The sequence below is a fragment of the Halosolutus halophilus genome (assembly GCF_022869805.1).
GTDB lineage: Archaea > Halobacteriota > Halobacteria > Halobacteriales > Natrialbaceae > Halosolutus > Halosolutus halophilus.
Map to the genome: position 1 here is coordinate 2,710,009 of NZ_CP094974.1, position 22,894 is coordinate 2,732,902.

Annotated in this window: 24 protein-coding genes; 11 read left to right on the forward strand and 13 right to left on the reverse strand. The window is 66.5% G+C overall.

All coding sequences use genetic code 11. The features are described from left to right. Positions 1–15: 15 nt before the first annotated feature. Complete coding sequence (locus MUG98_RS13225) at positions 16–369, reverse strand: DsrE family protein (protein WP_265107918.1); 354 nt, start codon at positions 367–369, stop codon at positions 16–18. 122 nt (positions 370–491) lie between these two features. Here MUG98_RS13225 and hutH point away from each other — a divergent pair, with 122 nt between their 5' ends. Further along, entirely contained in the window at positions 492–2,114 is a 1,623-nt protein-coding gene (hutH, locus tag MUG98_RS13230) for a histidine ammonia-lyase (RefSeq protein ID WP_265107919.1), read from the forward strand. Between the two features lie 230 nt (positions 2,115–2,344). Here the strand turns inward: hutH and MUG98_RS13235 are convergent, their stop codons facing one another. Next, complete coding sequence (locus MUG98_RS13235) at positions 2,345–4,429, reverse strand: bacterio-opsin activator domain-containing protein (RefSeq protein WP_265107920.1); 2,085 nt, start codon at positions 4,427–4,429, stop codon at positions 2,345–2,347. A gap of 232 nt (positions 4,430–4,661) precedes the next feature. Beyond that, entirely contained in the window at positions 4,662–4,913 is a 252-nt protein-coding gene (locus tag MUG98_RS13240; RefSeq protein ID WP_265107921.1) for an MTH865 family protein, read from the reverse strand. Between the two features lie 371 nt (positions 4,914–5,284). Here MUG98_RS13240 and MUG98_RS13245 point away from each other — a divergent pair, with 371 nt between their 5' ends. Continuing rightward, positions 5,285–5,674 carry a ribbon-helix-helix domain-containing protein gene (locus MUG98_RS13245; protein WP_265107922.1) on the forward strand — a complete coding sequence of 130 codons (390 nt, stop codon included), beginning with the start codon at positions 5,285–5,287 and terminating at the stop codon, positions 5,672–5,674. Between the two features lie 71 nt (positions 5,675–5,745). Here MUG98_RS13245 and MUG98_RS13250 read toward each other — a convergent pair whose 3' ends face one another. The 4 genes from MUG98_RS13250 to MUG98_RS13265 form a co-directional block, all read right to left on the reverse strand. Then, positions 5,746–7,353: a cobyric acid synthase gene (locus tag MUG98_RS13250; RefSeq protein ID WP_265107923.1), complete on the reverse strand. Its 1,608-nt coding sequence runs from the start codon at positions 7,351–7,353 to the stop codon at positions 5,746–5,748. A 97-nt stretch (positions 7,354–7,450) separates the two neighbouring features. Further along, on the reverse strand, positions 7,451–8,893 hold the full coding sequence (locus MUG98_RS13255) for a hypothetical protein (RefSeq protein WP_265107924.1): 1,443 nt from the start codon (positions 8,891–8,893) through the stop codon (positions 7,451–7,453). Then, complete coding sequence (locus MUG98_RS13260) at positions 8,890–9,636, reverse strand: ABC transporter ATP-binding protein (RefSeq protein WP_265107925.1); 747 nt, start codon at positions 9,634–9,636, stop codon at positions 8,890–8,892. Before MUG98_RS13260 ends, MUG98_RS13255 begins: the two co-directional genes overlap by 4 nt. Before the next feature lie 299 nt (positions 9,637–9,935). Then, on the reverse strand, positions 9,936–10,625 hold the full coding sequence (locus tag MUG98_RS13265; protein WP_265107926.1) for a cob(I)yrinic acid a,c-diamide adenosyltransferase: 690 nt from the start codon (positions 10,623–10,625) through the stop codon (positions 9,936–9,938). Between the two features lie 125 nt (positions 10,626–10,750). On the opposite strand from MUG98_RS13265, the gene MUG98_RS13270 reads away from it, so the two are divergent. Together MUG98_RS13270 and msrA are read left to right on the forward strand one after the other, a co-directional pair. Then, positions 10,751–11,116 carry a winged helix-turn-helix domain-containing protein gene (locus MUG98_RS13270; protein ID WP_265107927.1) on the forward strand — a complete coding sequence of 122 codons (366 nt, stop codon included), beginning with the start codon at positions 10,751–10,753 and terminating at the stop codon, positions 11,114–11,116. Positions 11,117–11,396: 280 nt separating this feature from the next. Then, positions 11,397–11,927, forward strand: coding sequence for a peptide-methionine (S)-S-oxide reductase MsrA (gene msrA, locus MUG98_RS13275; RefSeq protein ID WP_265107928.1), 531 nt, complete (start codon positions 11,397–11,399; stop codon positions 11,925–11,927). An 18-nt stretch (positions 11,928–11,945) separates the two neighbouring features. Here msrA and MUG98_RS13280 read toward each other — a convergent pair whose 3' ends face one another. From MUG98_RS13280 to MUG98_RS13290, 3 genes are all read right to left on the reverse strand, one after another. Beyond that, positions 11,946–12,608 (reverse strand): 2,5-diamino-6-(ribosylamino)-4(3H)-pyrimidinone 5'-phosphate reductase, encoded by a 663-nt coding sequence (locus tag MUG98_RS13280; protein ID WP_265107929.1) that lies wholly within the window; start codon positions 12,606–12,608, stop codon positions 11,946–11,948. A 95-nt stretch (positions 12,609–12,703) separates the two neighbouring features. Then, positions 12,704–13,540, reverse strand: coding sequence for an alpha/beta fold hydrolase (locus tag MUG98_RS13285; RefSeq protein ID WP_265107930.1), 837 nt, complete (start codon positions 13,538–13,540; stop codon positions 12,704–12,706). A gap of 261 nt (positions 13,541–13,801) precedes the next feature. After that, complete coding sequence (locus tag MUG98_RS13290) at positions 13,802–14,011, reverse strand: hypothetical protein (RefSeq protein WP_265107931.1); 210 nt, start codon at positions 14,009–14,011, stop codon at positions 13,802–13,804. A gap of 105 nt (positions 14,012–14,116) precedes the next feature. Between MUG98_RS13290 and MUG98_RS13295 the strand changes: the two genes are divergently transcribed. From MUG98_RS13295 to MUG98_RS13315, 5 genes are all read left to right on the forward strand, one after another. After that, positions 14,117–15,391, forward strand: coding sequence for a Single-stranded DNA binding protein (locus MUG98_RS13295; protein ID WP_425601051.1), 1,275 nt, complete (start codon positions 14,117–14,119; stop codon positions 15,389–15,391). Then, positions 15,388–17,097 (forward strand): hypothetical protein, encoded by a 1,710-nt coding sequence (locus MUG98_RS13300; protein ID WP_265107932.1) that lies wholly within the window; start codon positions 15,388–15,390, stop codon positions 17,095–17,097. The genes MUG98_RS13295 and MUG98_RS13300 overlap by 4 nt, the downstream gene beginning before the upstream one ends. A gap of 5 nt (positions 17,098–17,102) precedes the next feature. Beyond that, entirely contained in the window at positions 17,103–17,903 is an 801-nt protein-coding gene (locus MUG98_RS13305) for a metallophosphoesterase (protein ID WP_265107933.1), read from the forward strand. 156 nt (positions 17,904–18,059) lie between these two features. Further along, entirely contained in the window at positions 18,060–18,509 is a 450-nt protein-coding gene (locus tag MUG98_RS13310; RefSeq protein ID WP_265107934.1) for a molybdopterin-dependent oxidoreductase, read from the forward strand. A gap of 56 nt (positions 18,510–18,565) precedes the next feature. After that, positions 18,566–18,805 (forward strand): hypothetical protein, encoded by a 240-nt coding sequence (locus MUG98_RS13315; protein WP_265107935.1) that lies wholly within the window; start codon positions 18,566–18,568, stop codon positions 18,803–18,805. Here the strand turns inward: MUG98_RS13315 and MUG98_RS13320 are convergent. Beyond that, positions 18,754–19,176, reverse strand: coding sequence for a hypothetical protein (locus MUG98_RS13320; RefSeq protein WP_265107936.1), 423 nt, complete (start codon positions 19,174–19,176; stop codon positions 18,754–18,756). The two genes, MUG98_RS13315 and MUG98_RS13320, sit on opposite strands and share 52 nt — an antisense overlap. A gap of 207 nt (positions 19,177–19,383) precedes the next feature. Between MUG98_RS13320 and MUG98_RS13325 the strand changes: the two genes are divergently transcribed. Next, positions 19,384–19,626 carry a helix-turn-helix domain-containing protein gene (locus tag MUG98_RS13325; protein ID WP_265107937.1) on the forward strand — a complete coding sequence of 81 codons (243 nt, stop codon included), beginning with the start codon at positions 19,384–19,386 and terminating at the stop codon, positions 19,624–19,626. Between the two features lie 59 nt (positions 19,627–19,685). Here MUG98_RS13325 and glnA read toward each other — a convergent pair whose 3' ends face one another. Continuing rightward, on the reverse strand, positions 19,686–21,041 hold the full coding sequence (gene glnA / locus MUG98_RS13330; RefSeq protein WP_265107938.1) for a type I glutamate--ammonia ligase: 1,356 nt from the start codon (positions 21,039–21,041) through the stop codon (positions 19,686–19,688). Positions 21,042–21,363: 322 nt separating this feature from the next. After that, the gene (locus MUG98_RS13335) at positions 21,364–21,687 is read right to left on the reverse strand and encodes a DUF8106 domain-containing protein (protein WP_265107939.1); all 324 of its coding nucleotides are present in this window, start codon (positions 21,685–21,687) and stop codon (positions 21,364–21,366) included. Positions 21,688–21,904: 217 nt separating this feature from the next. Here MUG98_RS13335 and MUG98_RS13340 point away from each other — a divergent pair, with 217 nt between their 5' ends. Beyond that, positions 21,905–22,672: a zinc metalloprotease gene (locus MUG98_RS13340; protein WP_265107940.1), complete on the forward strand. Its 768-nt coding sequence runs from the start codon at positions 21,905–21,907 to the stop codon at positions 22,670–22,672. Positions 22,673–22,894: the final 222 nt, after the last annotated feature.

The window sequence follows — 22,894 nt, forward strand, 5'->3', positions numbered from 1 at the left end:
CTCGATTTCGGCCGGTTAGAACGTGATGATCTCGTAGCCGTCGCCGACGAGCGAGCGGATGCTCGGATGGCCCTCGAACTCGTCGATCGGGTCGGCCTCGCTCGCGTCGACCTCGTCCTCGACGCCGTAGGCGCTGGCACAGTAGTCACAGACCTGCGCGTGGTCGGCGACTGCCGCGTACAGCGCGTGGTAGTCGTGATCCTCGTCCTCGAGTTCGCCGACCCACTGGGTCCCGGCCCCGTCGAAGATCAGTTCGACGTCGTCACCCGCGTCGTCGAACTCCTTGGTTACCTGGAGGGCGTTGACGACGCGACCGAGGTCGGACGGCGATTCTGTACCCGCGAGAACGACGATTGCTGCGTCTGGCATGCGGTCACCCCTTTCGAGATGACGGGCATGGGCCTTCCGCGGTCGTGCGCGTGGGGGCCACGATCGATCGCGACGACGACCGGGACGGGTGACGCGCTGGAATCGCCACGAGGTGACGGACGATGACGACGACCGTCGAACTCGACGGCGAGAGCCTCACGCCGGCGGACGTCGTCGCAGTCGCTCGCGACGACGCACCGGTCAGCGTCCCCGAGTCGGCCCGCGATCGGGTTCGCGAGTCCCGCGACAGGGTCGAATCAGTGATCGAGAGCGGTGACGCCGTGTACGGTCTCAACACCGGGTTCGGCGAACTGGTCGACGAACGAATCCCGCCGGACGACCTCGAACAGTTGCAGATCAACCTCCTCCGGAGTCACGCTGCGGGCGCGGGTCGCGAACTCGCGCGAGAGGAGGTCCGTGCGATGATGGTCGCGCGGATCAACGCCCTCGTCAAGGGGTACTCGGGCGTTCGCGAACGGGTCGTCGACGCGCTCGTGGCCATGTGCAACGCGGGCGTCCACCCGGTCGTCAGGTCCCGCGGGAGCCTCGGAGCCAGCGGCGACCTCGCCCCCCTCGCTCACATGTCGCTGGTGCTCATCGGCGAGGGCGAGGCGATCGTCGACGGCGCAAATCTCGGGACCGACGACGGGACGACACGCCGAGTGTCCGGTGACGAGGCGCTCGCGGCGATCGATCGCGAACCGCTGTCGCTCGCCCCGAAAGAGGGACTCGCCCTCATCAACGGAACGCAGTTGACGGCAGCCCTCGCGGCCATGGTCGTCGTCGACGGCGAACGACTCGTCCGCGCCGCGGACGCCGCCGGCGCGCTGACCACCGAGACGACGCTGGGGACGACGGCGACGTCGGCCGAGGCGATCCAGGACGTCCGCCCACACGCCGGCCAGCGCGAGAGTGCCGAATTGATCCGTCGGCTCACCGACGGGAGCGAAATCGTCGAGGCCCACCGCAACTGCGATCGGGTCCAGGACGCCTACTCGTTGCGCTGTCTCCCGCAGGTCCACGGCGCGGTCCGGGACGCGCTCGCACACCTTCGCGAGGCCGTCGAAATCGAACTGAACAGCGCGACGGACAATCCGCTCGTCTTCCCCGCGGACGACGTCGACGATCGCGCCTCCGGCACCGATCGCGGCGCGGTCCTCTCGGGGGGAAACTTCCACGGCACACCGCTGGCCCTCCGACTCGAGTACGCCCGCCTCGCGCTGACCGACCTCGCGGCGATCGCGGAACGGCGGGTCGATCGGCTTCTCAACCCGAACCTCCAGGAGGACCACCTCCCGCCGTTTCTCGCCGCAGACAGCGGTCTCGAATCGGGGTACATGATCGCCCAGTACACGGCCGCGGCGTTGCTCAACGAGATGCGATCGATCGGGGCCGCATCGACGGACAACACGCCCGTCAGCGGGAACCAGGAGGACCACGTCAGCATGAGCGCACAGGCCGGACTGAACGCGCGAACCGCCGTCGAGAACGCCCGGACGATCGTGGCTGCCGAACTCGTCTGCGGGACGGAGGCCACCGAGTACGTCGACGACGCGTTCGCGGCGGACGACCTCTCGCTCGGCGTCGGCACGAGTGCGGTCCGGGACCTGGTCCGGGAAGTCGTCCCACCGCTGACGACGGACCGCCCCATCCACACGGACCTCGAGGCGGTCGCGGCGCTGCTCGCCGCGGGCTGTCTCGATACCGCACTCGATCGGGCACTCGAGTCGTTCGAACCGTCGTGAACGCGATCGAGGCGGTCCGTGGCTCGCCCGTCGCAGACCGGGGGACTCGCGACGGACATCGGTATTGAATAACGTTTTCCGTATCCGGTTCGTAGCCCGCCGTGCCTTCGACTCGAACGAAGGCCGTCCGACGGCGGGAATCCATTCGAACACACCACCTACCACTTCCCGCTCCCGTCGGATCGGCGGTTTCTGTTGCTGTACCCGCCGGCTAGCCGACCGAACGGGCGCTACTCGGTCCCGCTGCCTTCCTCGAAGAACTCGCCGAGGACCGTCTTGAGACCTTTCCGGAGGTGCTGGTGCATCGTCGGCGGCGAGACGTCCATCGCCTCGGCGATTTCTTCGCCCGTACTCTCGCGTGGCCAGTCGAAGAAGCCGCCGTAGTACGCCAGCCGCAACGTCGTCAACTGGCGATCGGTCAACTCGTCGAGGATCCGGGAGCGGCGCTCGGCGGCCGTCAGGACCGGTCGATCGACTTCCCGCCGGGCCACCAGGTCGGTGTTCTCGTAGACGGCGGTCAGCGCCTCGGCGATCTCCCGGACGTCGGCGTCCTGTGACACCTCGACCAGACACGAGCCGACGCCGTCCTCGACCGTCACGTCCCGGATCGTCGCCCCGTGATTCGCGAGGGTCCGGACGCCCGAGCGGGACAGCTGGAGTTCGATCGTGCAGCGACGAGCGCCGTCGTGGATGACCCGACACGACTCGACCGAGTCGTGATCGGTCGCTTCCTCGAGTACCGTCTCGCCGTCGAGTCCCTCGATGGTCACGAACTGGAACGACCGGCCCCTCGCCGTCGTCCCGGCCCACTCGAGCGAGCAGGTACAGTCGTACGTCTCGGAGAGGTCGAACGAGAGGGTATCGCCGCCGTGGATGCGGAATTCGAGTTCGACGACGGTGTCCGCGAAGAGCAACTGGCGGTTCTTGACCGCCTGGATCGTGAACCCGATCGACTCGCCGAGCAGCCGGAACTCGGCCTGTTCGCGATCGCTGAAGGCGTCGTCGCGACTCGCGAGCACGGTAAGAACTCCGTAGGTCGCGTCCTCGTGACTGATCGGGACGGCGATCAGAGACGCCACGTCGTCGTCGGCCGCAGCCTCCTGTAGCGGCTCGGGGAGCGCGTCGGCCTCGGCGAGTCCGTTCGCCGTCTGCACCTCGCCGGTCGCAGCCGCCCGCTGCAGCGGCGGTTGCCGATCGGCAGGTAGCTCCCTGGCCCTCTCGAGGAAGGTGTCGGCACTGCCGGATCCGGTCCGGTAGGCGAGTTGCCGATCGGTGGTCCGTTCGGCGATCCACGAGCCACAGTACAGCTCCGAGTCGACGAGCTGGTCACAGACCTCGCGTTCGATCGCGTCCCGCGAGGGGGCCTCGACGAGCGTCTCGATAACCTCCCGTACCACCGCGTTGATCCTGTTGAGCGTCTCGAGCCGATCGCGCCGCGACCGGAGTTCGCTGACGCGCTGGGCGCGCTCGGTGACGTCCTGTGCCAACCACAGGACTGCACTGGATTCCGTGATTTCGTCGTCGATCGGAACGATCCGTGCTTCGTAGCAACGTTTCCCGTCGCTCGTCTCAGCTTCGTACTCGATCGACTGCGCTTCACCGGCTCGAATCGTGCGGTCGATACACGACTGGAGTTGTGCTGCGGTGGCACTCGGAAACGCCTCGTCGATGTTGTTCCCGACCAGTTTGTCGTGGGACAGCGTATACAGCTCCGCAGCGTCGGGACGGACGCTCACGTCGAGATAGGTCCCCTCCTCGCCGATGATGAAGGCCTCGTCCGGGAGTTCGTCGGCGAGATTGCGGAGTACCCGCCACTCGTCTGTAGCTTCCGGCTCCACGTTGTTCTCCTGCTCGGCGTCGCGCTCGGACCGAATCGCCGCGACGATCCGATCGATCGCGTCCTCGTCGCTCTCGGCGGGGACGTATTCGGTCGCGCCACCCCGAAGAGCGGCGGTCGCGACCCGTTCGGAACCGTTTCGTGGCGCGACGATCGTCGGGGCGGACGGGGCCTCCTCGTGGACGCGTTCGAGCGTGGTCCGGAGCGCGGTCGGCCGATCGAGCGAGACCACGATACCAGCCGGACGGGCAGCCGTCCGCTGGCCGTCGTCACGAGTCGTCGCCTCGTCGTTCCGACCTGAGACAGCATCCCCCTGGGCGTCCGGGGGCGGGTCGAGACGGGTCTCGAAGTCGGCGTCGGGCGGCAGCGCAGTGACCGTCATCGACGTCTCGTCTCGAAGCGCCGACAGAAGCCGGCGCTGGCGCTCGTCCGATCCCGTAATCACGACGATCCAGTCGTCCCGGTTCGTTCCTGCCATGTGGAGTCCGCTCGATCGGGTTCGACGCAGAGATTCGAAAGCCCACTGGCCCACCGATTCCGGCGGACCGCTCTCTTTTACCTCGATAACATTCCAAAATAAAAACCTGATGATACGGGACCGGCGGCCGCGTCGACGTCGGAAATCGATGACCGGGGAACGCGCCGCTGCCCCGGGTAGCGAACGACGGTCGAACGGATACGGATCGGCCCCTCGACCGCAGGAGCGGTTCCTAGATTTCGCCCTGCTCCTTCAGGTCCTCGATGATGTCGTCGACGAACGTTTCGGGGTCGTCGTACGGGAAGTCACCACCGGACGTCTTGGTGTTGAGTTCCATCGCGGTGATCGAGTAGTCACCGGACTCGAACTTCGTTCCCGGTCCGTTCGGCAGTGCCGGCACGAGGTCCATCGGACTCGAGATGGGGTAATCTGCGCCTTCGAACGCGTCGATCATCTGCTCGCGGAGTTCGGATTCGTCTACCATTGCGTCTCACTGTTGCGCACGATAAATAATAAATTTGCAGGTAGTTGCGGTACCGTGCGCAGTTAGTCGGAGGGGGTCTCTAAACGATTTCTAGTCCGTCATTCGTCATATCTGCGAACAATCTCCTCGATCGATCGGTCGAGTCGGCGAGTCCACCGGACGGGTAGTCGATCACCGAGGACGCGCGAATTCGCTTGCATGCCAGTCAGTGCGGACTCGTGGTTTCAGTGACTGGTCAGAGTCGGTGCACGAACTCGGGGAGGGTCCTCGCCCGCCTCACCGCCGTCGATCAGGGACCAAGGCACGTACGAAACGGACGAACGGTGATACGCGTCGAAACAATAATGAGCCAGAACGTGAAACGAGATGACATGGCGAAGGATACCGTCCGGTACCCGGACGACGTGGTCGAGCAGATCGACGCGCTCGTCGAAGACGGTATGTTCGAGAGCAAATCCGAGTTCTATCGGTTCTCCGCGGAGTACGTACTCACTCTGGTCAACGCCGACCACGAGGTGAAGACATTCAACTTCGACGAGATCAAGGCCGAACTCGACATCAGCGAAGAGGACCACGGGAAGGCGCTGGGTACCGACGGTGGCACCTTTTTCCTCGATGCCGTCATCACGGTCCGGAAACAGGGACTTCGGGGCAACTACGAGGCCGCGGAACGGTTCATCGACACCCACTACGATCCGACCGACCAGGAGTGTATCATCCTCGAGGAACTGCTCGGGACGTACCGGGACGGGTCGGCCTGAGCGGGTCGGCATCCCGCCACAGCGTCGGAACGATCGTCGCCGGACGACCTCGAAGCGTGATGGGTCCGTTTTCACTGGAACGGCGCACCCAGCGCCGCGAGATCGACGTGCTCGCGGACGAGCGTCGCAGCCCGATCGAACGGCGTCTCGTCCGCGGGCCTCGCGGCGACATCGCCGGTCCCGCCTGCCGGTCGATCGACGCCCGCCGACGCGGCGACGGCGGTGAGAAAGGCCTCCCGGACGTTCGCGTTGTCGAACGCGCCGTGGAGGTAGGTGCCGAGCACGGCCCCCACGGCGGCGCTCGAGTCACCAAGGGGCCGATCGACGGGTTCGAGCGCCGCCGTCCGCCCCGCGTGGATCTCGTATCCCGAGGCAGTCCCGTCGGCACCGGCCAGTAGCGGCGAAGCCGAACCGTCGACCGAGACCGTCGTCCGTTCGAGGTGCTTCTCGCCCTCGAACCGCGTCTCGACCGGCAGCAAGCCGAACCCGTCGACGACGTCGTCGGCCCCGGTTCCCTCGAGCGCCGCGTTGGTGAGCCGATCGCCCAGCAACTGGTAGCCACCGCAGAGGCCGACGATCGGTCCGTCGAACGCCTCGAGCGCGTCGTCGTACCCCGCCGCTCGGAGCGCGAGCAGATCGTCGACGGTGTTCTTCGTCCCCGGAAGGACGACCGCGTCCGCGTTCGAGAGTCGATCGGTCGGGTCGCCGACGTCGGCATCGACCGGCACGTACGCCACCGAGACGCCCGGTTCCGCCGCGAGTGCCTCGAGATCGGTTGCGTTCGAGAGACGTGGCAGTCGCGGGACCGCGATCGTCACGCGGCGATCGGCCGGGACGCGGTCGTCCTCGCCGATCACGGCTCTCTCGCCGGTCGCGGGCAAGCCGACGCTGTCCTCTTCCGGCAGGCCAGGATCGTCGTACGGGAGTACGCCGAGGATCGGGACGCCGGTCCGGGATTCGATCTCCTCGATGCCGGAGTCGAGGAGCGACGGATCGCCGCGGAACTTCGTGACGACCGCGCCGACGATCCGCTCCCGGATATCGTCGGGCAGCAGTTCGATCGTCCCGTAGAGGCTCGCGAACGCGCCGCCCCGCTCGATGTCGACCAGCAGGAGGATCTCGGCGTCCGCGATGCGAGCCAGTTCGACGTTCGCGAGGTCACGGTCGTGCAGGTTGATCTCCGCGATGCTGCCCGCACCCTCGGCGACGATCACGTCGTGATCGGCCGCCAGCCGACGGTAGGACTCCTCGACCGCCGCTCGCGCGTCGTCCCAGTACTCGTCGTAGTAGGTTCCCGGCGGGACGTGCTCGTGGGCCCGCCCCTGCAACACCAGTTGGCTCTCCCCCTCGCCGCGAGGTTTGAGCAGGACCGGGTTGCAATCGGTCGTCGGCGTCAACCGGGCCGCACGGGCCTGTGCGAACTGTGAGACTCCTATCTCCCCCCAGCGGTCGTCGGCCGCGGCGTCGCGTCCAGCGGTCGCGTCTTCGTCCGCACCCGGACCGTCCACGTTCGACGCCGGCCCGGCGCGAACGACGACCCGGGCGTTGTTACTCATGTTCTGTGCCTTGAACGGGGCGACCGAGATGTCCCGATCGGCCAGGTGGCGACAGAGGCCGGCGGCGACCGTCGACTTGCCGACGTGACTCGCAGTGCCGGCGACGAGGAGGGTCCGTGTCATCCGCGTGCACGCTACTCGCGTATCCTGGGCTATCGTCCTGTCGGTTCGCCGGCCGACGGGAACCGACGCGGGGTCGGCGGTCTCCGACGACTGGTCGTCACTCCCGTCGATACCGCCGCTCCCAGCGCGGCCCCGCGCGACTCGAGAGCACCCAGCCGATCGTCCCGAATCCGACCCCCGAGACCGCGAGCGCGGCCCCGATCGCGAGTGTCGGCGGGACGACGACGAACCCAACCACGAGCGTCGGGACGAGGGGGACGGCGACGCCGACGGTAAACAGCGAGAACCGGACGGCGTCGAACAGGAACTCGTTCGGATCGAAGCCGGCGAGAAAGACCGTGAGCCCGTAGTAGTACAGCGCGTAGCCGGCGAGCAGAATCGCCCCGACGATCGCGTCGAGGGCCGTCGCGTCGAACCAGCTGACGGCCGCGAGGTACGGACCGACGACCGTCGGTCCCCCGACGAGGACGAACGCGACGCGTTTGGCCCGGAACACGCCCCGGATCGAGACAGGATACGCGAGGTAGGACTCGATCGAGTCGAACTGCGTGAGCCAGTTGTACGTCGTGAACGCGGACAGGCCGAGGACGCCGCCGAAGAAGATCCCCGGCGCGGGTTCGATGCCGGTGATCGAATCGACGACGCCGACCAGCGCCGCGACGAGCGCGAGCAGGATCCCCGCGGAGACGATCGGCTTCCAGACGCCGCCGGACGATCGGGCCAGATCGAGCAGCGTCTTCCTGACCAGCGGATCGCCCGTGAACGGTACCACGTCGCTCGTCCGGGCGAACCGGTCGCTGGCGGTGCGAGCGGGGCGGCCGTACGTCGGATCGTAGACCGCGAGCGCGGACGTCGCGACGACGAGCGTCGCGACCGCGAGCGCACCGGCGACCGCCGGCGATCCGAGCGGCACGAGCGCGGTTGCGACGGCACTGGACTGGCCCGTGGCCCACGCCGCGAGGGCCGCGACGCCGATCGCGGCCACGATCGCCCACGCGGGAACGCCACGGGTCCGGCAGGCGATCAGCGCGACGGTGACGGCCATTCCCGCGGCGAAGACGATCGAGAGGGACAGCCACAGCGCCAGGACGGTACTCGGCGTCGCCGCGGTCAGCCCGAGCAGCGGCCCGGCACCGATCGCCGTCGGGAGGACGAAGACCACCCCGTAGAAGAGTGCGTCTTTCAGCAGGAAGAGCCCGAGTAGGTGCTGCCGACCGATCGGGAGCGTCGTCGACGACGAGAGGACGAGCGAGAGATCCCCGAAGACGTTCTCGAGCATGTCCGAGCCGACGAAGCCGGCCGTCCCGCTGTAGAGTCCGAATCCGAGCGCGAGGACGTGCAGGCCGGCCACGACCGTCGTCGTGGTAGTTCCGTTCGCGAGGAGCGCGACTCCGCCGAGTCCGGCCAGGAGCGCGATCACGACCGGAAAGAGCACGAACCGCCAGCCGCCGAACAGCCGGGTGTGGAGTCGCCACTCCTCGCGGGCGAGGACGCGAAACAGCGTCCAGCTGGACCGCCACGAGGCTGTCGATCGACTCATACTGCCGGACCCGCGGGGAGATCGCGAGCCGCTTCGTCGGTGACGCGATCCAGGAACAGTGCCAGCAACGACGGGTCGGCGTCCCCCTCGAGCGATCGTCCGGCGACGAGTTGGCCGTCTGCGACGATCCCGACGCGCGTACAGATCTCCTCGGCGACGTCGATGTCGTGCGTCGAGACGAAGACCGCGTTATCTTCGGCCGCGTAGGCGACGAGGAACTCCTTGACCTGTTCCTGGACGAGCGGATCGAGGTTCGCGAGCGGTTCGTCGATGAAGACGACGTCGGGTTCGTGGACGAACGCCTGTGCGATCATCACCTTCTGCTGTTGGCCCCGGGAGAGGTCGGTGTTGAGCGTGTCGAGTTTGTTCCGGAAGCCGAGTCGTTCCGCCCACAGGTCCGTCCGTTGGGCCACCCGATCCGGTTCGAGATCGCGGATCTCGCCGACGAACGCGAGGTACTCCCGTGGCGTGAGGAAACTCGGCGGCGACCCCTGTTCGGGCAAGATGCCGACCCGGCGGCGCGTCTCGATCGGCTCCGCCGTCGGATCGGTATCGAGCACCCGAACCGCTCCCGCATCCGGTTCGATCTGTCCGGTCAGGATCCGGATCGTCGAGGTCTTTCCGGCCCCGTTCGGGCCGAGAAAACCGAACAGTTCGCCCCGGTCGATCGCGAACGACAGTCCGTTCAGCGCGTTCACGGAACCGTAGGACTTCCGCAGCCCCGTCACGTTGACGACACCCATCAGTGGTCGCGACTTTCGATCGATCTGTAATAACTGTGCTGGCGGCCGATCCGTTTCTCGCACGGAGTTCCCGAGAGATTCGACGCCCGACTTCGGTGCCGCACACCTCGATCGGCATCCGAGAGTCGTCTTCGTCGTACGCGGTGATCGGCGTCGGTCACTCACAGAGACTCCTGACAGTTTCGTCGTCCCGTCCGAATCGATCGGTTCGAACGGTATGGGGGAGCGCGAACAGCACGAAAAACCCGACCGCTTCGGAGCGAGCCGTAGATTTTCGAGATCGATCGATCGGCAGCCCCTCAGAACTCCGTCCCGCGGCGCGCCCGCTGGCCCTCGTCGATCGGGTGTTTCTCCTTGCGGACGTTCGTGATCAGGTCCGCGGCCTCCGAGAGGTAGTCGGGGTCGGTGTGACTGCCCGAGAGGACGAGTTCCAGCCCGTCGGGTTTCGCGTCGATCAGGTCGAGCACGTCGGCCTCGCTGACGAGCCCCCGATCGGCGGCGTACAGCACCTCGTCGAGCACGAGCATGTGCATTCCCGCGTCCGGATCGGCGTCGAGCGGGATCGGCTCGTCGAGGTCCGCCGCCCGGGCCGCCTCGAGCAACTCCTGGGCGCGCTCGAGGCCGGCCTGGGCCTCCGCCTCGTGAGCCGCCTCGTCGGTCCCGTCGGCCATCCCGTGCCAGCCGTAGTGGCCGACGTTCTCGTAACTGATCCCCGGCAGGGCCGCGATCGCGTTGTACTCGCCGCGCACTGCGTCGACGCTCGACGCGCCGCCTTTCATGAACTGGAGCACGTGCACGCGGTAACCGTGGCCGGCGGCCCGCATCCCCAGCCCGAGCGTCGCCGTCGTCTTCCCCTTGCCGTCGCCCCACCACACCTGAACGAGGCCGAACTCGTCGGGTGCGGCCGGTTCGATCGGTTCCGCCTCGGGCGATCGACCCTCGCCGGGCGTGTCGCCGATCGTCGACTCCGGAGGCTGATCCTCGCTCATACGGGAGCCGTCGGCCCCGACGTATTTGTAGATAGGACATCGACCACCGTCGTCCGAGCGGCGATGGACGCCCCCACTACAACCAAACGTGTCTTTAGGCTTCAGCCCTAACGTGTTCGCGTTCGATGCCACTCGAGTTCTCTTCGACCGACGATGCACCTCCGTTCCGGGACGTCATCACCGTCCTGGACGACGAGGACTGTCGGACGATTATCTCCGTGCTCGACGAACCGATGACGGTGCCGGAGATCGCCGAGGCAGCGGATCTCCCCCTCTCGTCGACCTATCGCAAACTCGATCGCCTGACCGAGGCGCGGCTCGCTACCGAGACCACCGGAGTTCGACGCGGACGCCACCACAAGTCGCGGTACGTCGTCGATTTCGATCGCATCTCGGTCGGTCTGGACGACGAACTGGAGTTTCGCGTCGACATCGATCGGTCGACCCACCACTCCCTGGGTCTCTGGTCGAACGTAACGCAGGAGTTCTGAGCGCCCCGTCCGCCCGTCGTCGCTTGCATTCGAGGAGCAACACGTCGGTTTCGACGCGTTCCCCGCGCCGTCCGGGCGCATCGATCGCTCCTGAGACGAGGACGGGTCGTTTACTGGTCAATCGATTGTCCCGACTAAATGACGTTCGTCGATATCCTTCCCTGCGACACAGCGGTGTTTTCCCGGTAACAGGTGGACGCAGGTCGACAAAGAGAGAACCGTTCCGGTACGGAGACCGATTCGCGTCAAATACATACGATTCGGGTGCCAACCGGAGCGTATGACCGACAGCGCGACGTTCGGCGGCGGCTGTTTCTGGTGTGTCGAAGCGGCGTTCAAGGAACTCGAGGGCGTCGAGTCCGTCACCTCCGGATACGCCGGGGGCCACACCGAGAACCCGTCCTACCGGGAAGTCTGTTCCGGGACGACCGGTCACGCCGAGGTCGTCCGCGTGACCTTCGATCCCGACGAGATCGGATACGACGACCTCCTCGAGGTGTTCTTCGCGGTCCACGATCCGACACAGCGCAACCGGCAGGGACCGGACGTCGGCACGCAGTACCGATCGATCGTGCTCTACGAGTCCGACGAGCAACGCGAGCAGGCCGAGGCGTACATCGACGCACTCGACGAGGAGTACGACGACGACGTCGTCACCGAACTGGAACCGTTGGAGACGTTCTACCGGGCCGAGGACAAACACCAGGACTACTTCGAGAAGAACCCGCAGGACGCCTACTGCCGGATGCACGCCGCGCCGAAAGTCGAGAAGGTCCGCGAGAAGTTCGACGCGAAACTCGAACGGGCCTGAGTCGGTTTCTCGCCGGCGCTACTCTCCCGTCCGCCACGTCAACAACACTCCATCGTCGAGTCGCTCGACCGCCGCGAGTTCGAGCGTCGGGAAGTCCTCGACGAACCCTTCGCCGTCGACCAGCGTCGGCGCGTCGCGCCCGCCGATGATCGTCGGCCCGACGAACACCCGGAGTTCGTCGACGAGGCCGGCCTCGAACAGCGAAAAAATGAGTTCGCCGCCGCCCTCGACCATGATCCGATCGAGTCCCTGGTCCTCCAACGCGGCAAACGCGCGCAACAAGTCGACGCGATTCTCCCCCGCGGTCACCAGTTCCGCGTGATCGGCGAGTTCCACGCGCCGGTCGACGGGTGCGGCCTCGCTCACGCAGACGTAGGTCGTCGCCGCGTCGTCGAGGATCTCTGCGTCGGGCGGCGTTCGGGCCTTCGAATCGACGGCGACGCGGGCCGGGTTGGCCGATCGGCCGTCCGCCCGGCGCTCCGCACGGAGGGCCTCGTCTTTCACGGTCAGGTGTGGATCGTCCGCGAGGACGGTGCCGACGCCGACGACGACGGCGTCGCCCTCGGCCCGAAGTCGATCGACGCGGTCGAAGTCCTCATCGCCGCTGATCGCGATCTGTTCGCGGCGGCGCGAGGAGAGTTTGCCGTCCGCGCTCGTGGCGGCGTTGACGACGACGTGCATACCCACACTGTGTGAGCGGGCGTAAAGAAGACACCGAGGCCGACGCCGCGTCTGATATGACGATCGCAATCGGACCGTTCGAGACGCGATCGAACTCAGGGACCGATCCGGCAGTACTCCGCCGCACACGATACACTCGAGGATCGATCCGACGGGGTAGCCGAGTTAGCCTCGCGAACGAACCACGGGACGGTCACGTCGGCCAGTCGCTCGTGGGCGGTGTCGTAGTCGAGACCGCTCGGTTCGTCGCCAGGTTGGCCCCGATAGGCCCCGAACTGTGAGTGATTCAGCGGGAGTTCCCGAACCGTCGCGTCCGGTGGGAGGTTCGCACGGTTCGAATCGAAGGCGTCGCGATCGAGGACCGTATCCGCACTCCCGGTCACGCTCAGGACGTCGATTTCGGTTCCCGAGATGTCCCTGTCGCAGTACGACGCGAAGAGGACGACGCCGTCGACGCTCGCCGGGTTGGACTCCGCATACCGACAGGCCATCGCGCCGCCCAGCGAGTGGCCGCCGACGTACCAGGCCTCGATCGACGACTCGGAGACGTACCTCGAGGCTGCACCCTGGTCGAGGACGGCGAGGTTTAGCGGCAGTTTCGGGACGACGACGGTCACGTCGGCGTCACTGGCGAGCGGCGCGAGTGAGGCGAGGTAGGCGTCCGGGTGGACGCGCCCGCCCGGATAGAAGACGAGGCCGACCGTCGAATCGTCCCCGGCCGCCGAATCACCCGTCGACGGTTCGAGGACGTAGGTTTCGCCCCGCTGTGTGACCGTCACATCGGGGTTCTCCTGAACCCCCGCGATACTGGCCGCCGTCCCGTGAAACGGCGTCCCGAAGTACACCACCACGCCCACGAAGACGAAAATCCCGACAGCGACGAGCCACACGATCAGTCGCTTGGCCTGGCTGCGGAGGCGTTCGTTATCCATTACCGGACGTTCGCGCCATCCGAACTAAAAGTCCGCGTCAGACGGTCCCCACGGGAGTCCGTTCCACTGTCGACGGGAACGAATCGCCAGAATGTCCGAACTGCGGGCAGGCGACTACGTTCGCGTCGATTCGCGGCCCGACCGGAGGTATCGTCTCGCCCTGTGACCGTCGCGTCCCGCCAGGCCCGTTCCTCGAGCCGTGAATGGAGGGAGTGGAACCGATCGCCGACACCCGTCGAGTCGACGAACCGACGACACGCGTTAGCCAGTTCGACGCGGGTCGTCGCTCGATCCGCGCAGGATCCGATAGACTATATAGCCGATCAGCAGTGCGAACGCGAACGTCGCGACGGTCTCGGCGAACCAGACAGCCGCGTACAGCGCCCGCGTGAGGATTCGAACGACCACGAGGCCACCGAAGATCAACGCAACGAAGGCGAGTCCACCGAGCGCAGCGCCGATGCGGTCCATACGACCAGTTCGACCAGGGACGAAAAGAACCTGCTGCCGGAACTGGCGCTTCACTTCCACTCCGCCGCGGGAACGCTTTTTAAGCCCCCGCACGAATTGCCGGTGATGGAACTCGAAGATCATGCCGAGGATCTCGCCTCCGACCTCGGTGTCGACAAAGAGGAGGTCAAAGCAGACCTGCAGAACCTGGTGGAGTACAGCGTCCCGGTGAACGAGGCCAAACAGAGCCTGCGCCGAAAGTACGGCGACGGGGGCGGCGGCGGTGGCGGCACGCCGTCCGCCACGGATATCGGCGAGATCACGACCGACGACGGCAACGTGACCGTCACCGGCGTCGTCCTCACGGCGGGCAAACGATCGATCCGCTACCAGGGCGACGACCACGTCATCGTCGAGGGTCGACTCGCCGACGAGACCGGCGTCATCGACTACACGGCGTGGGAAGACTTCGGACTCTCGCCGGGCGATACGATCACCGCGGGCAACGCCGGCGTCCGCGAGTGGGACGGCGAACCGGAACTCAACCTCGGCGAGAGTACGTCGCTGTCGTTCGTCGACGAATCGATCGACGCCGCAGGCGAGATCGGCGGCGACGCGCAACTCGCCGATCTCCAGACGGGCGACCGTGCAGTGAACGTCGAGGTCGCCGTCGTCGAGTGCGAACGGCGAACGATCGACGGCCGAGACGGCGAGACGGACATCTTGAGCGGCGTCTTCGGCGACGAGAGCGGCCGATTGCCCTTCACGAACTGGGATCCCGCACCCGCGATCGAGGAGGGCGGCCCCGTCCGCATCGAGAACGCCTACGTTCAGGAGTTCCGTGGAGTACCCGAGATCAACGTCTCCGAGTTCTCGACCGTCTCGGCGATCGATAGCGAGATCGAGGTCGGCGCGGACGCGACGACGATGGCGATCGGCGAGGCCGTGCGGACCGGCGGCATCTACGACGTCGAACTCGTCGGGAACGTGCTCGCAGTGCGCGACGGATCCGGGCTGATCCAGCGCTGTCCGGAGTGTTACCGCGTCATCCAGAAGGGACAATGTCGCACCCACGGCGACGTGGACGGCATCGACGACCTGCGAGTGAAGGCGATCCTCGACGACGGCACCGGCACCGTCACGGTCGTCCTGGACGACGAGTTGACCGAGCAGGTCTACGACGGCACTCTGGAAGACGCCCTCGAGCAGGCCCGCGAGGCGATGGACCAGGAAGTGGTCGCGGACACGATCCGCGAGCGAATCGTCGGCCGCGAGTACCGCGTCCGCGGTCACCTCTCGGTCGACGAGTACGGCGCGAACCTGGACGCCGAGCGCTTCGAGGAGAGCGACGACGATCCGGCCGCGCGCGCGACGGCCTTCCTCGAGGAGGTGGACGCATGAGCGCGAGCGACGACGGCGACGACGAGATTCCGGGCCGCGAGATCGCCTATCGTGTCTTCGCCGCGGAGTACGACGACGCCGATCTGTCGTACGCGGAAAGCGACGAGGAGCGTGCCCCGAACTACGTGATAACCCCGACCGGCGCGCGACTCAACCGCCTGTTCGCCGTCGGGACGCTCACCGAGGTGACGTCGGTCAACGACGAGATGGTTCGCGCCCGGGTCGTCGATCCGACCGGCGCGTTCGTCGTCTACGCCGGGCAGTACCAGCCCGACGCGCTGGCCACCCTCGAACAGCTCGATCCGCCCGCGTTCGTCGCCGTGACCGGCAAGGCACGAACGTTCCAGCCGGACGACTCCGACCGGGTTTACACCTCGATCCGACCGGAGTCTATCGCGACGGTCGACGCGGACACCCGCGATCGCTGGGTCGTCAACGCCGCCGAACAGACGCTCGATCGCGTCGGGACCTACGCCGCCGCTGCCGAGACCGACGCCAGCGGCGAGACGCTGGCACGCGCACTCGAGCAGAGCGGGGTGGAAAACGGACTCGCGTCCGGCCTCCCGATCGCGCTGGACCACTACGGAACCACGGCCGACTATCTCGCCGCGCTGCGCGACCGTGCGACCGAGGCCGTCGAGGTCGTCGCGGGCGACCGCGAGCAGGTCAGTCCTCTCGATCTCACCCCCCAGGGAACGAGCACCGCCATCGAGACGTCGTTCGGCGCCCTCGCCGCCCTCACCGACGTGGATCTCGCCGCCCTCGATTCGATCGAGTCCGACGCCGACGCGGCCGAGTCGATCGGTGCTGCAGCAGCCGACCCGGCCGCCGAGTCGGAGACGGCGAGCGAGGCTGGATCGACCGGGACGGGCGACCCCGGAACCGGATCCGCCGCTGGCACGGCGAGTGCGCGGCTGGAATCGGACGGGAGCACCGGGAGCACCGACGCAAGCGCGGCGTCCGAACCCGACGCCGACGACGAGGCGACGGTGACGGCGAGCGCGTCGGGAACGACCGTCGAGATCGAGGCGGACGACGGAGAGACGGACGTCGACTCCGAGACAGCACCGGACGCCGACTCGGGATCGGACGACCTCGGTGACTTCGACGCGAAGGGGTCGACCGCAGTCGACGCCGAGTCCGGTGGCGAACCCGACGGAGACGACGAGGCGATCGGCGTCGACGACGGCGAACTCGGCGACTTCGACGCTGGCGACGCCGGCGAGGGTATGTACGAGATGGACGAGGCGGAACGCGAACAGATCGAAGAGGAGTTCGGCACCGAGTTCACGACGGGAGCGGACGTCGACGACCCCGGCGAGTCGGACATCGACGTCCCCTCGGCCGACGACGAACGCGAACCCACCGACGACGCCGGGACTGCCGACGACGCCGAAGCCGCCGACACGACGGCAGACACCGAAGCCGCCGACGATGCCGAGGAGGACGACTCCGCCGAAGCGGACGATTCTGACGTCGACACCACGGACGCGGACGAACCCGCCGAGGACGTCGACCTCGAGGCGTACGTCGTCGACACCATGGCGGAACTGGACGACGGTGACGGCGCCGATCGGACGACGCTCGTCGAGACGGTCACCGACGAGACCGGTGCCGACGAGAACGAGGTCGAGGACGCCATCCAGGACGCGCTGATGGGCGGCCAGTGTTACGAACCCGACGACGAGACGCTGAAACCGATCTGACGGCGATGGCCGACGACTCGCGGCGATCGACGCCGGTCCACGTCGAACCCGTTCCCGGAGAACCGGCGGCGACGGCGACGATCGAGGGGGAACGAACCCTGCTCGTCGCCGACTACCACGCGGGCTACGAGGCCGGTCTCCGCTACGAGCGCGGCGTCGACGTCCCCAGCCACGCGCCCGATCGACGCGAGCGGTTGCTGGGACTCATCGAGCGGATCGTCCCATCGCGACTCGTCGTCCTCGGCGATCTCATGCACTCGATCGGCGATCCGGGCGGCGCCGAACGCGGCGAACTCGAGGTCCTGTTCGACCACGTTTCGACAGGGATCGACGTCACGGTGGTAAAGGGGAACCACGACGGCGGGATCGAGGACTGGCTCGCGGACGCGACCGTCGTTCCGGGAGAGGGCGTCGCGCTGGGCGACGTCGGCGTCTGTCACGGCCACACCTGGCCCGCCCCGTCGGTCCTCGAGTGCGAGGTCGTTTGTCTGGGACACGAGCATCCCTGCGTACGGCTCGAAGACGAGGTCGGCGGCAGTCACGTCGAACGAGCGTGGCTCCGCGGTCGGATCGAGCCGACCGTCTTTCGCGACCGATCGGCCTACGACGGCCTGTCGTGGCTCGGGGACGACGGCCCGGAACCGCCACGGCTGGTAGTCGTGCCGGCGTTCAACGACCTCGTCGGCGGGACGTGGATCAACGTCGCCGGGCAGTCGTTTCTCGCGCCGTTTCTCCCGGACGGACTGGCCGACGGCGAGGCCTACCTGCTCGACGGAACGCGGCTCGGCCCCTACCGATCGGTCTGACGACTGGCCCGGAACGGGTCCGGTCCCGGGGACGACCCCACTCACTGGGAATCGAGGGCACGCATTAGGGGCGTCGCGTTCGATCGTCGACCAACAGACGGCTCGCACGGACGTCCCTGGCCGAGCGTGTACCGTCGTCTGGAACACGAGCCTCCCATGACCGATCACGATCACGACCGCATCGTCCAGTCGCTTTCCTCGCCGATTCGGATCGTCGCCGAGGAACACGTGACCGTGCTCCCCGACGGTCCGATCCGCAGTCGCGAGATCGAGATCGTCTGTGACTCCGGCGATCGATACACCGATCGCTGGCAGGGCGTTCCCGTCCTCGACCTGCTCGAGCGCGCTTCGGTTCCGGCGGAGACGACCCACCTACTCGTCGAATCGACCGACGGCTACCGCGTCTGTGTCGACGTCGAGGCCGCGCTCGCGGGACTCGTCGCCATCGCCAGAAACGGGATCCCCCTCGCCGCCGCGGCGGAGTACGAATCGCGGTTCGTCTCGGACGCGACGCGAGGCCCGCGGACGGTAAAAGACGTCAGGCGGATCGAAACGCGGTCGCTCTCTCCCGGCGAGGACCCGGACGCGTACGAGCGACTCGGGTGATCGACCGACTCCGTCGCTGGACGTGAGCGAGCGCATCGCAAGCGTATATAAGCCGAATGGCCATCACCGGGCCGGGAACAGTCCGGCCTGTATCACTCGAAACGTACCGGCTCGGGATCGAACCGATCGACGGCGGACTCGACGCGGACGTCTACGCCGACGACCTGATCGAGGAATCGACCCACGTCTCCTGCGACGACTACGCCGTCGAACTGACCGACGCGGATGGAGACCGGAACGACCATCACCGTGTGACGGTCTTCGATCGGATCTCGTCGCCCTCGCGCCACTGGTAGTAGTAGTATTTCGTGCCGGCTATTTCCTCCACCGACACGCTCGCCGTGTCCGGGACGTCCTCGGGAATTGGGACGTCCTCGGGGACTGGAATCGCCTCAGAGGTCGGGACGCCACCGGATCCGTCGCCGTCGGTTGGTCCGTCGCCGTCAACAGGATCGATACTGTCAGCGTCGACGGCCGTGCTGGCCGTGCCAGCGGTTGCTCGTCCCTCGTCGTGCTCGGCCCGGGTCTCGGCCCACGAGGCGAGGCCGTCGACGTACTCCGCGACGCACCGGATCGTATCGACGTCTTCGTCCTCGAGCGCCTCGAGAAACGCCCGGAGGTCGTCGTCGAGGACGTCGGGCGGCGTCGGTCGATCGCCTGGGTCCATCCTGGATTCCGATTGGGTCGACGACGGTAAAACTCCGTCCTTCGCTTCCCGGCGCACCGCGGAGCGCGTCTCGTGGTGGGATGGCGTACGCCCCGTCGCGGATCGATCGTCGATTGGTACCACACGACATATTAATACGATGAATGTAAGCTAAACTCAATCGAGTCGTAGATTTATATATCGGAACGTGGTGCTGTAGTGCGAGTAATGATAGTTGAGGAACACCAACAGCGTCTCGCTCCGGAACAGATCGAACCGGTGCCCGACGACCTCGACTCGGCACAGGCGAAGCTCGTGTACCTCTATCTCGCGGCGACGGGTGGATCGACTGTCGAAGATCTGAGCCGCACGCTAGCGATGAAGAAAATCTCCGTTCTGAGTCTGCTCAACGCCCTGTCGAGCGGTGGGTACGTCGAGCAACGCGACGAGTCGTACGTCGTCATCGGGTGACGGATCGGTGAACGAAAAGGGGACGATCCCGACGCCGCAGTGGAGAAACCGCAGCCGGCTCAGAACGTCTCGAGGTAGCGGTCGAGTTCCCACTGGGAGACGTCGACGAGGTACTCCTCGAACTCCTGGCGCTTGGCCTCGACGAACTTGGGTGCGACGTGGTCGCCGAGCGCCTCGTAGATGGCCTCGTCTTCCTCGAGGGCGTCGACGGCCGCGCCCAGGTTCGACGGCAACGTCTCGATGCCGTACTCCTCGCGTTTCTGTTCGTCGAACTCGTAGATGTTCTCGCGGACCGGATCGGGGGCCTCGAGGTCCTTCTCGATGCCGTCCAGTCCGGCGTGGATCATGACGGCGATGGCGAGGTAGGGGTTACAGGACGGATCGGGCGAGCGGAGTTCGATCCGGGAGGCCGCCGGGACGCGGGCGGCCGGCTTCCGGATCAGCGCCGATCGGTTCCGGTCGGACCAGGCGACGTAGACGGGTGCCTCGTAGCCCGGCACCAGGCGCTTGTAGCTGTTGACCGTCGGGTTCGCGACCGCGGTGATCGCGGGCGCGTGTTCGAGGATACCCGCGAGGAACGAGTGAGCGGTCTCGCTCAGGTTGAACTCGTCGCCCTCGTCGTGGAACGCGTTCTCGCCGTCCTCAGTCATCAGCGAGAGGTGGGTGTGCATCCCCGAGCCGTTGATCTTCGGAATCGGCTTGGGCATGAACGTCGCGTGGAGGTCGTGTTCGGCCGCGATGGCGCGGACGACGGTGCGGAAGGTGCCGACGTTGTCCGCCGTCGTGAGCGCGTCGTCGTACTCGAAGTTGATCTCGTACTGGCCGCGAGCGACCTCGTGGTGGCTGGCCTCGATCTCGAAATCCATGTCCTCGAGCCCGTAGATGATGTCCCGGCGCACGTCGGAGGCGAGGTCTTTCGGGGCGAGATCGAAGTAGCCGCCGTGATCCGCGGTTTCCGTCGTCGCACGGCCGTCTTCGTCCTCCTCGAACATGAAGAACTCGGGTTCGGGAGCCGCACTGACCGTATACCCGAGGTCGTCCGCACGCTCGAGCGCCTGTTTGAGCACGTAGCGCGGATCGCCCTCGAAGGGGTCGCCCGTCGAGGTGTCGTAGACGTCACAGATCATCCGGGCCGCTGCACTGTCTTCGGTGCGTCTCCACGGGAGAATCGCGAACGTCTCCGGATCCGGGACGAGACGCATGTCCGATTCCTGGATACGCACGAAGCCCTCGATCGAGGAGCCGTCGAAGTAGATCCCCTCGGTGAAGGCCTTCTCGGCCTGGCGGGCCGGCACCGAGACGTTCTTGACCGTCCCCAGAATGTCTGTGAACTGGAGTCTGAGGAAGTCGACGTCCGCAGCCTCGATTCGTTCGATCACGTTCTCTTCTGCCGAAGTCAGGTTCCCATCCGTCATCTTCTACTCGATGCAGTCAACGGCATCCACTATTAAAGCTCTGCTGTTGTGGGCGAATATACTCCATAAGCGATTAGAATTGTGCATTTGTTGTATAATTAAGGGTGGTTAGACGGCCCGTGGTTGACGACGTGAGAAGAGCCGGGCTCGAAATTGGACAATAATGGGATGAGCTTCGCGACGGCCGACCGCAAAAGTCTCGTCGACGATCGTGACCGGCGCTACGTCGGGTCCGTCGCGATCGTCACCAGTCCGGAACGATTCCGATCGGCCGAACCGGTGACAGTCGGGCCGGCGATCACGTCGTCAGTACCCTGAGAGATTACCGGGCTCTCTCGGTCAGGTTCGTCATCGCACGCACGCCCAGGACACTCGCATCGACGGTGGCCCGCCAGACGCCGATCGAGTGCCGGACGGCTCGTCCCCACGCCGTCGTCGGCGTCTTGCGGTGGTCAGCCTCGCTCGATCGCGGCCGTCTGGTGATCGCCGTTCCACACGCCGGGCAGGCGTACTCGACGGTCTCGCCCCGAACGCGGCGGGTCCAGTCGCCGTCGATCGCGTTCGCGTGGTCACACTCCGGGCAGTACAGTGTCGACTTCCGTCGCACTGGTCCCGCGTCGTGACCGCGTGTAGTGGACCGAGTCATCACCCGGACTACGGTCCCGACTCGTAAAGCCCCTGTCCAGCACGGTTATTCGTCAAGGATTCCCACCGGCGTCGCGCAGACCCGGCGACAAACGGGCAGACCGTCCGAGGGGCCACGACCCGGTACCGGACAGCCAGCGAGGATCGATCCCGACAATATATAAGATCGGCACAGATTAACCAGCAGTTACACGTCGATTCGCTCGGAAACCGCGGTCGTGAACCGGCGCGTCTTCCTGGGGGCCCTCGGTTCGATCGCGTCACTCGGCACCATCGGGTACGCGACGCGAGACCCCGTCGAGCGCCTCGAAGTCCGGGTGTGGTTCACGGAGCGAGCCGACGAGTACGATGCGGTCGCGACCCGTGTCAGCGGCTATCTCGGCCGGATTCTCGACCTCAATCACTGGTCGCTGGACCTCTCGATCGGCGGCGTCGTGCCCGTCTCGACCGAGGACGGCGCGCGCGTCACCAACCAGGGTGAGTGGCCCCGCGCCATCGCCGCTGGGGCGATCGGCCGACGCGACCTCGAGCCGGCGTCCGACGTCAACCTGCTCGTCACGGACGGCCAGATGACCGACGCACCGACGGGATACGGCGTTCGACACGTCGCGTCGGTCGGTGGTGCCCGACACATCGCCCGACTCCCACCGTTCGACGAGTTGTTCGCGTCGGTGCCCGCGGCCGACAGACGCCGGAAGATCGTCCCGAACACGCCGCCGACGCGGACGATGCAGGTGCTCGTCCACGAGATCGGTCACGCGCTCGGTTTGCACCACGATCACGGCGTCGCCTACAGGTACGGCGACGCCATCGTGGCGACCCCGATGCTCAGTAGTTACGCCTGGTCACCGCCGTTCGACGCCGACGAGTCTTCGTGTGGCACGACCTATCCGGATCCGGAGGGTCTCGATCGAAAGCTCAGCCTCGTGTTTTCGGCCTGTACCCGTCGAGAACTGGAGAACTACAGCGGGAGTTTCACCGGGTGACGGGGCGGTATGTTCGGAATCGCTCGAAAGCGTCCCTTCCGATGACGCGAGGCGATCGGTTTCAGTGCCGCAAACGGAACTCGTACGGTACGAACGGAGACGACGACCCTCGTCTCGAATGCACCACCCGTGGCCTCCCTCCCGAGTAGGCCTGCCCCCGTCGTCGAGAACAGCGCACACGATACCACTGTGAGACGCCGTCGCCGGTCGATTCGTGTGGTG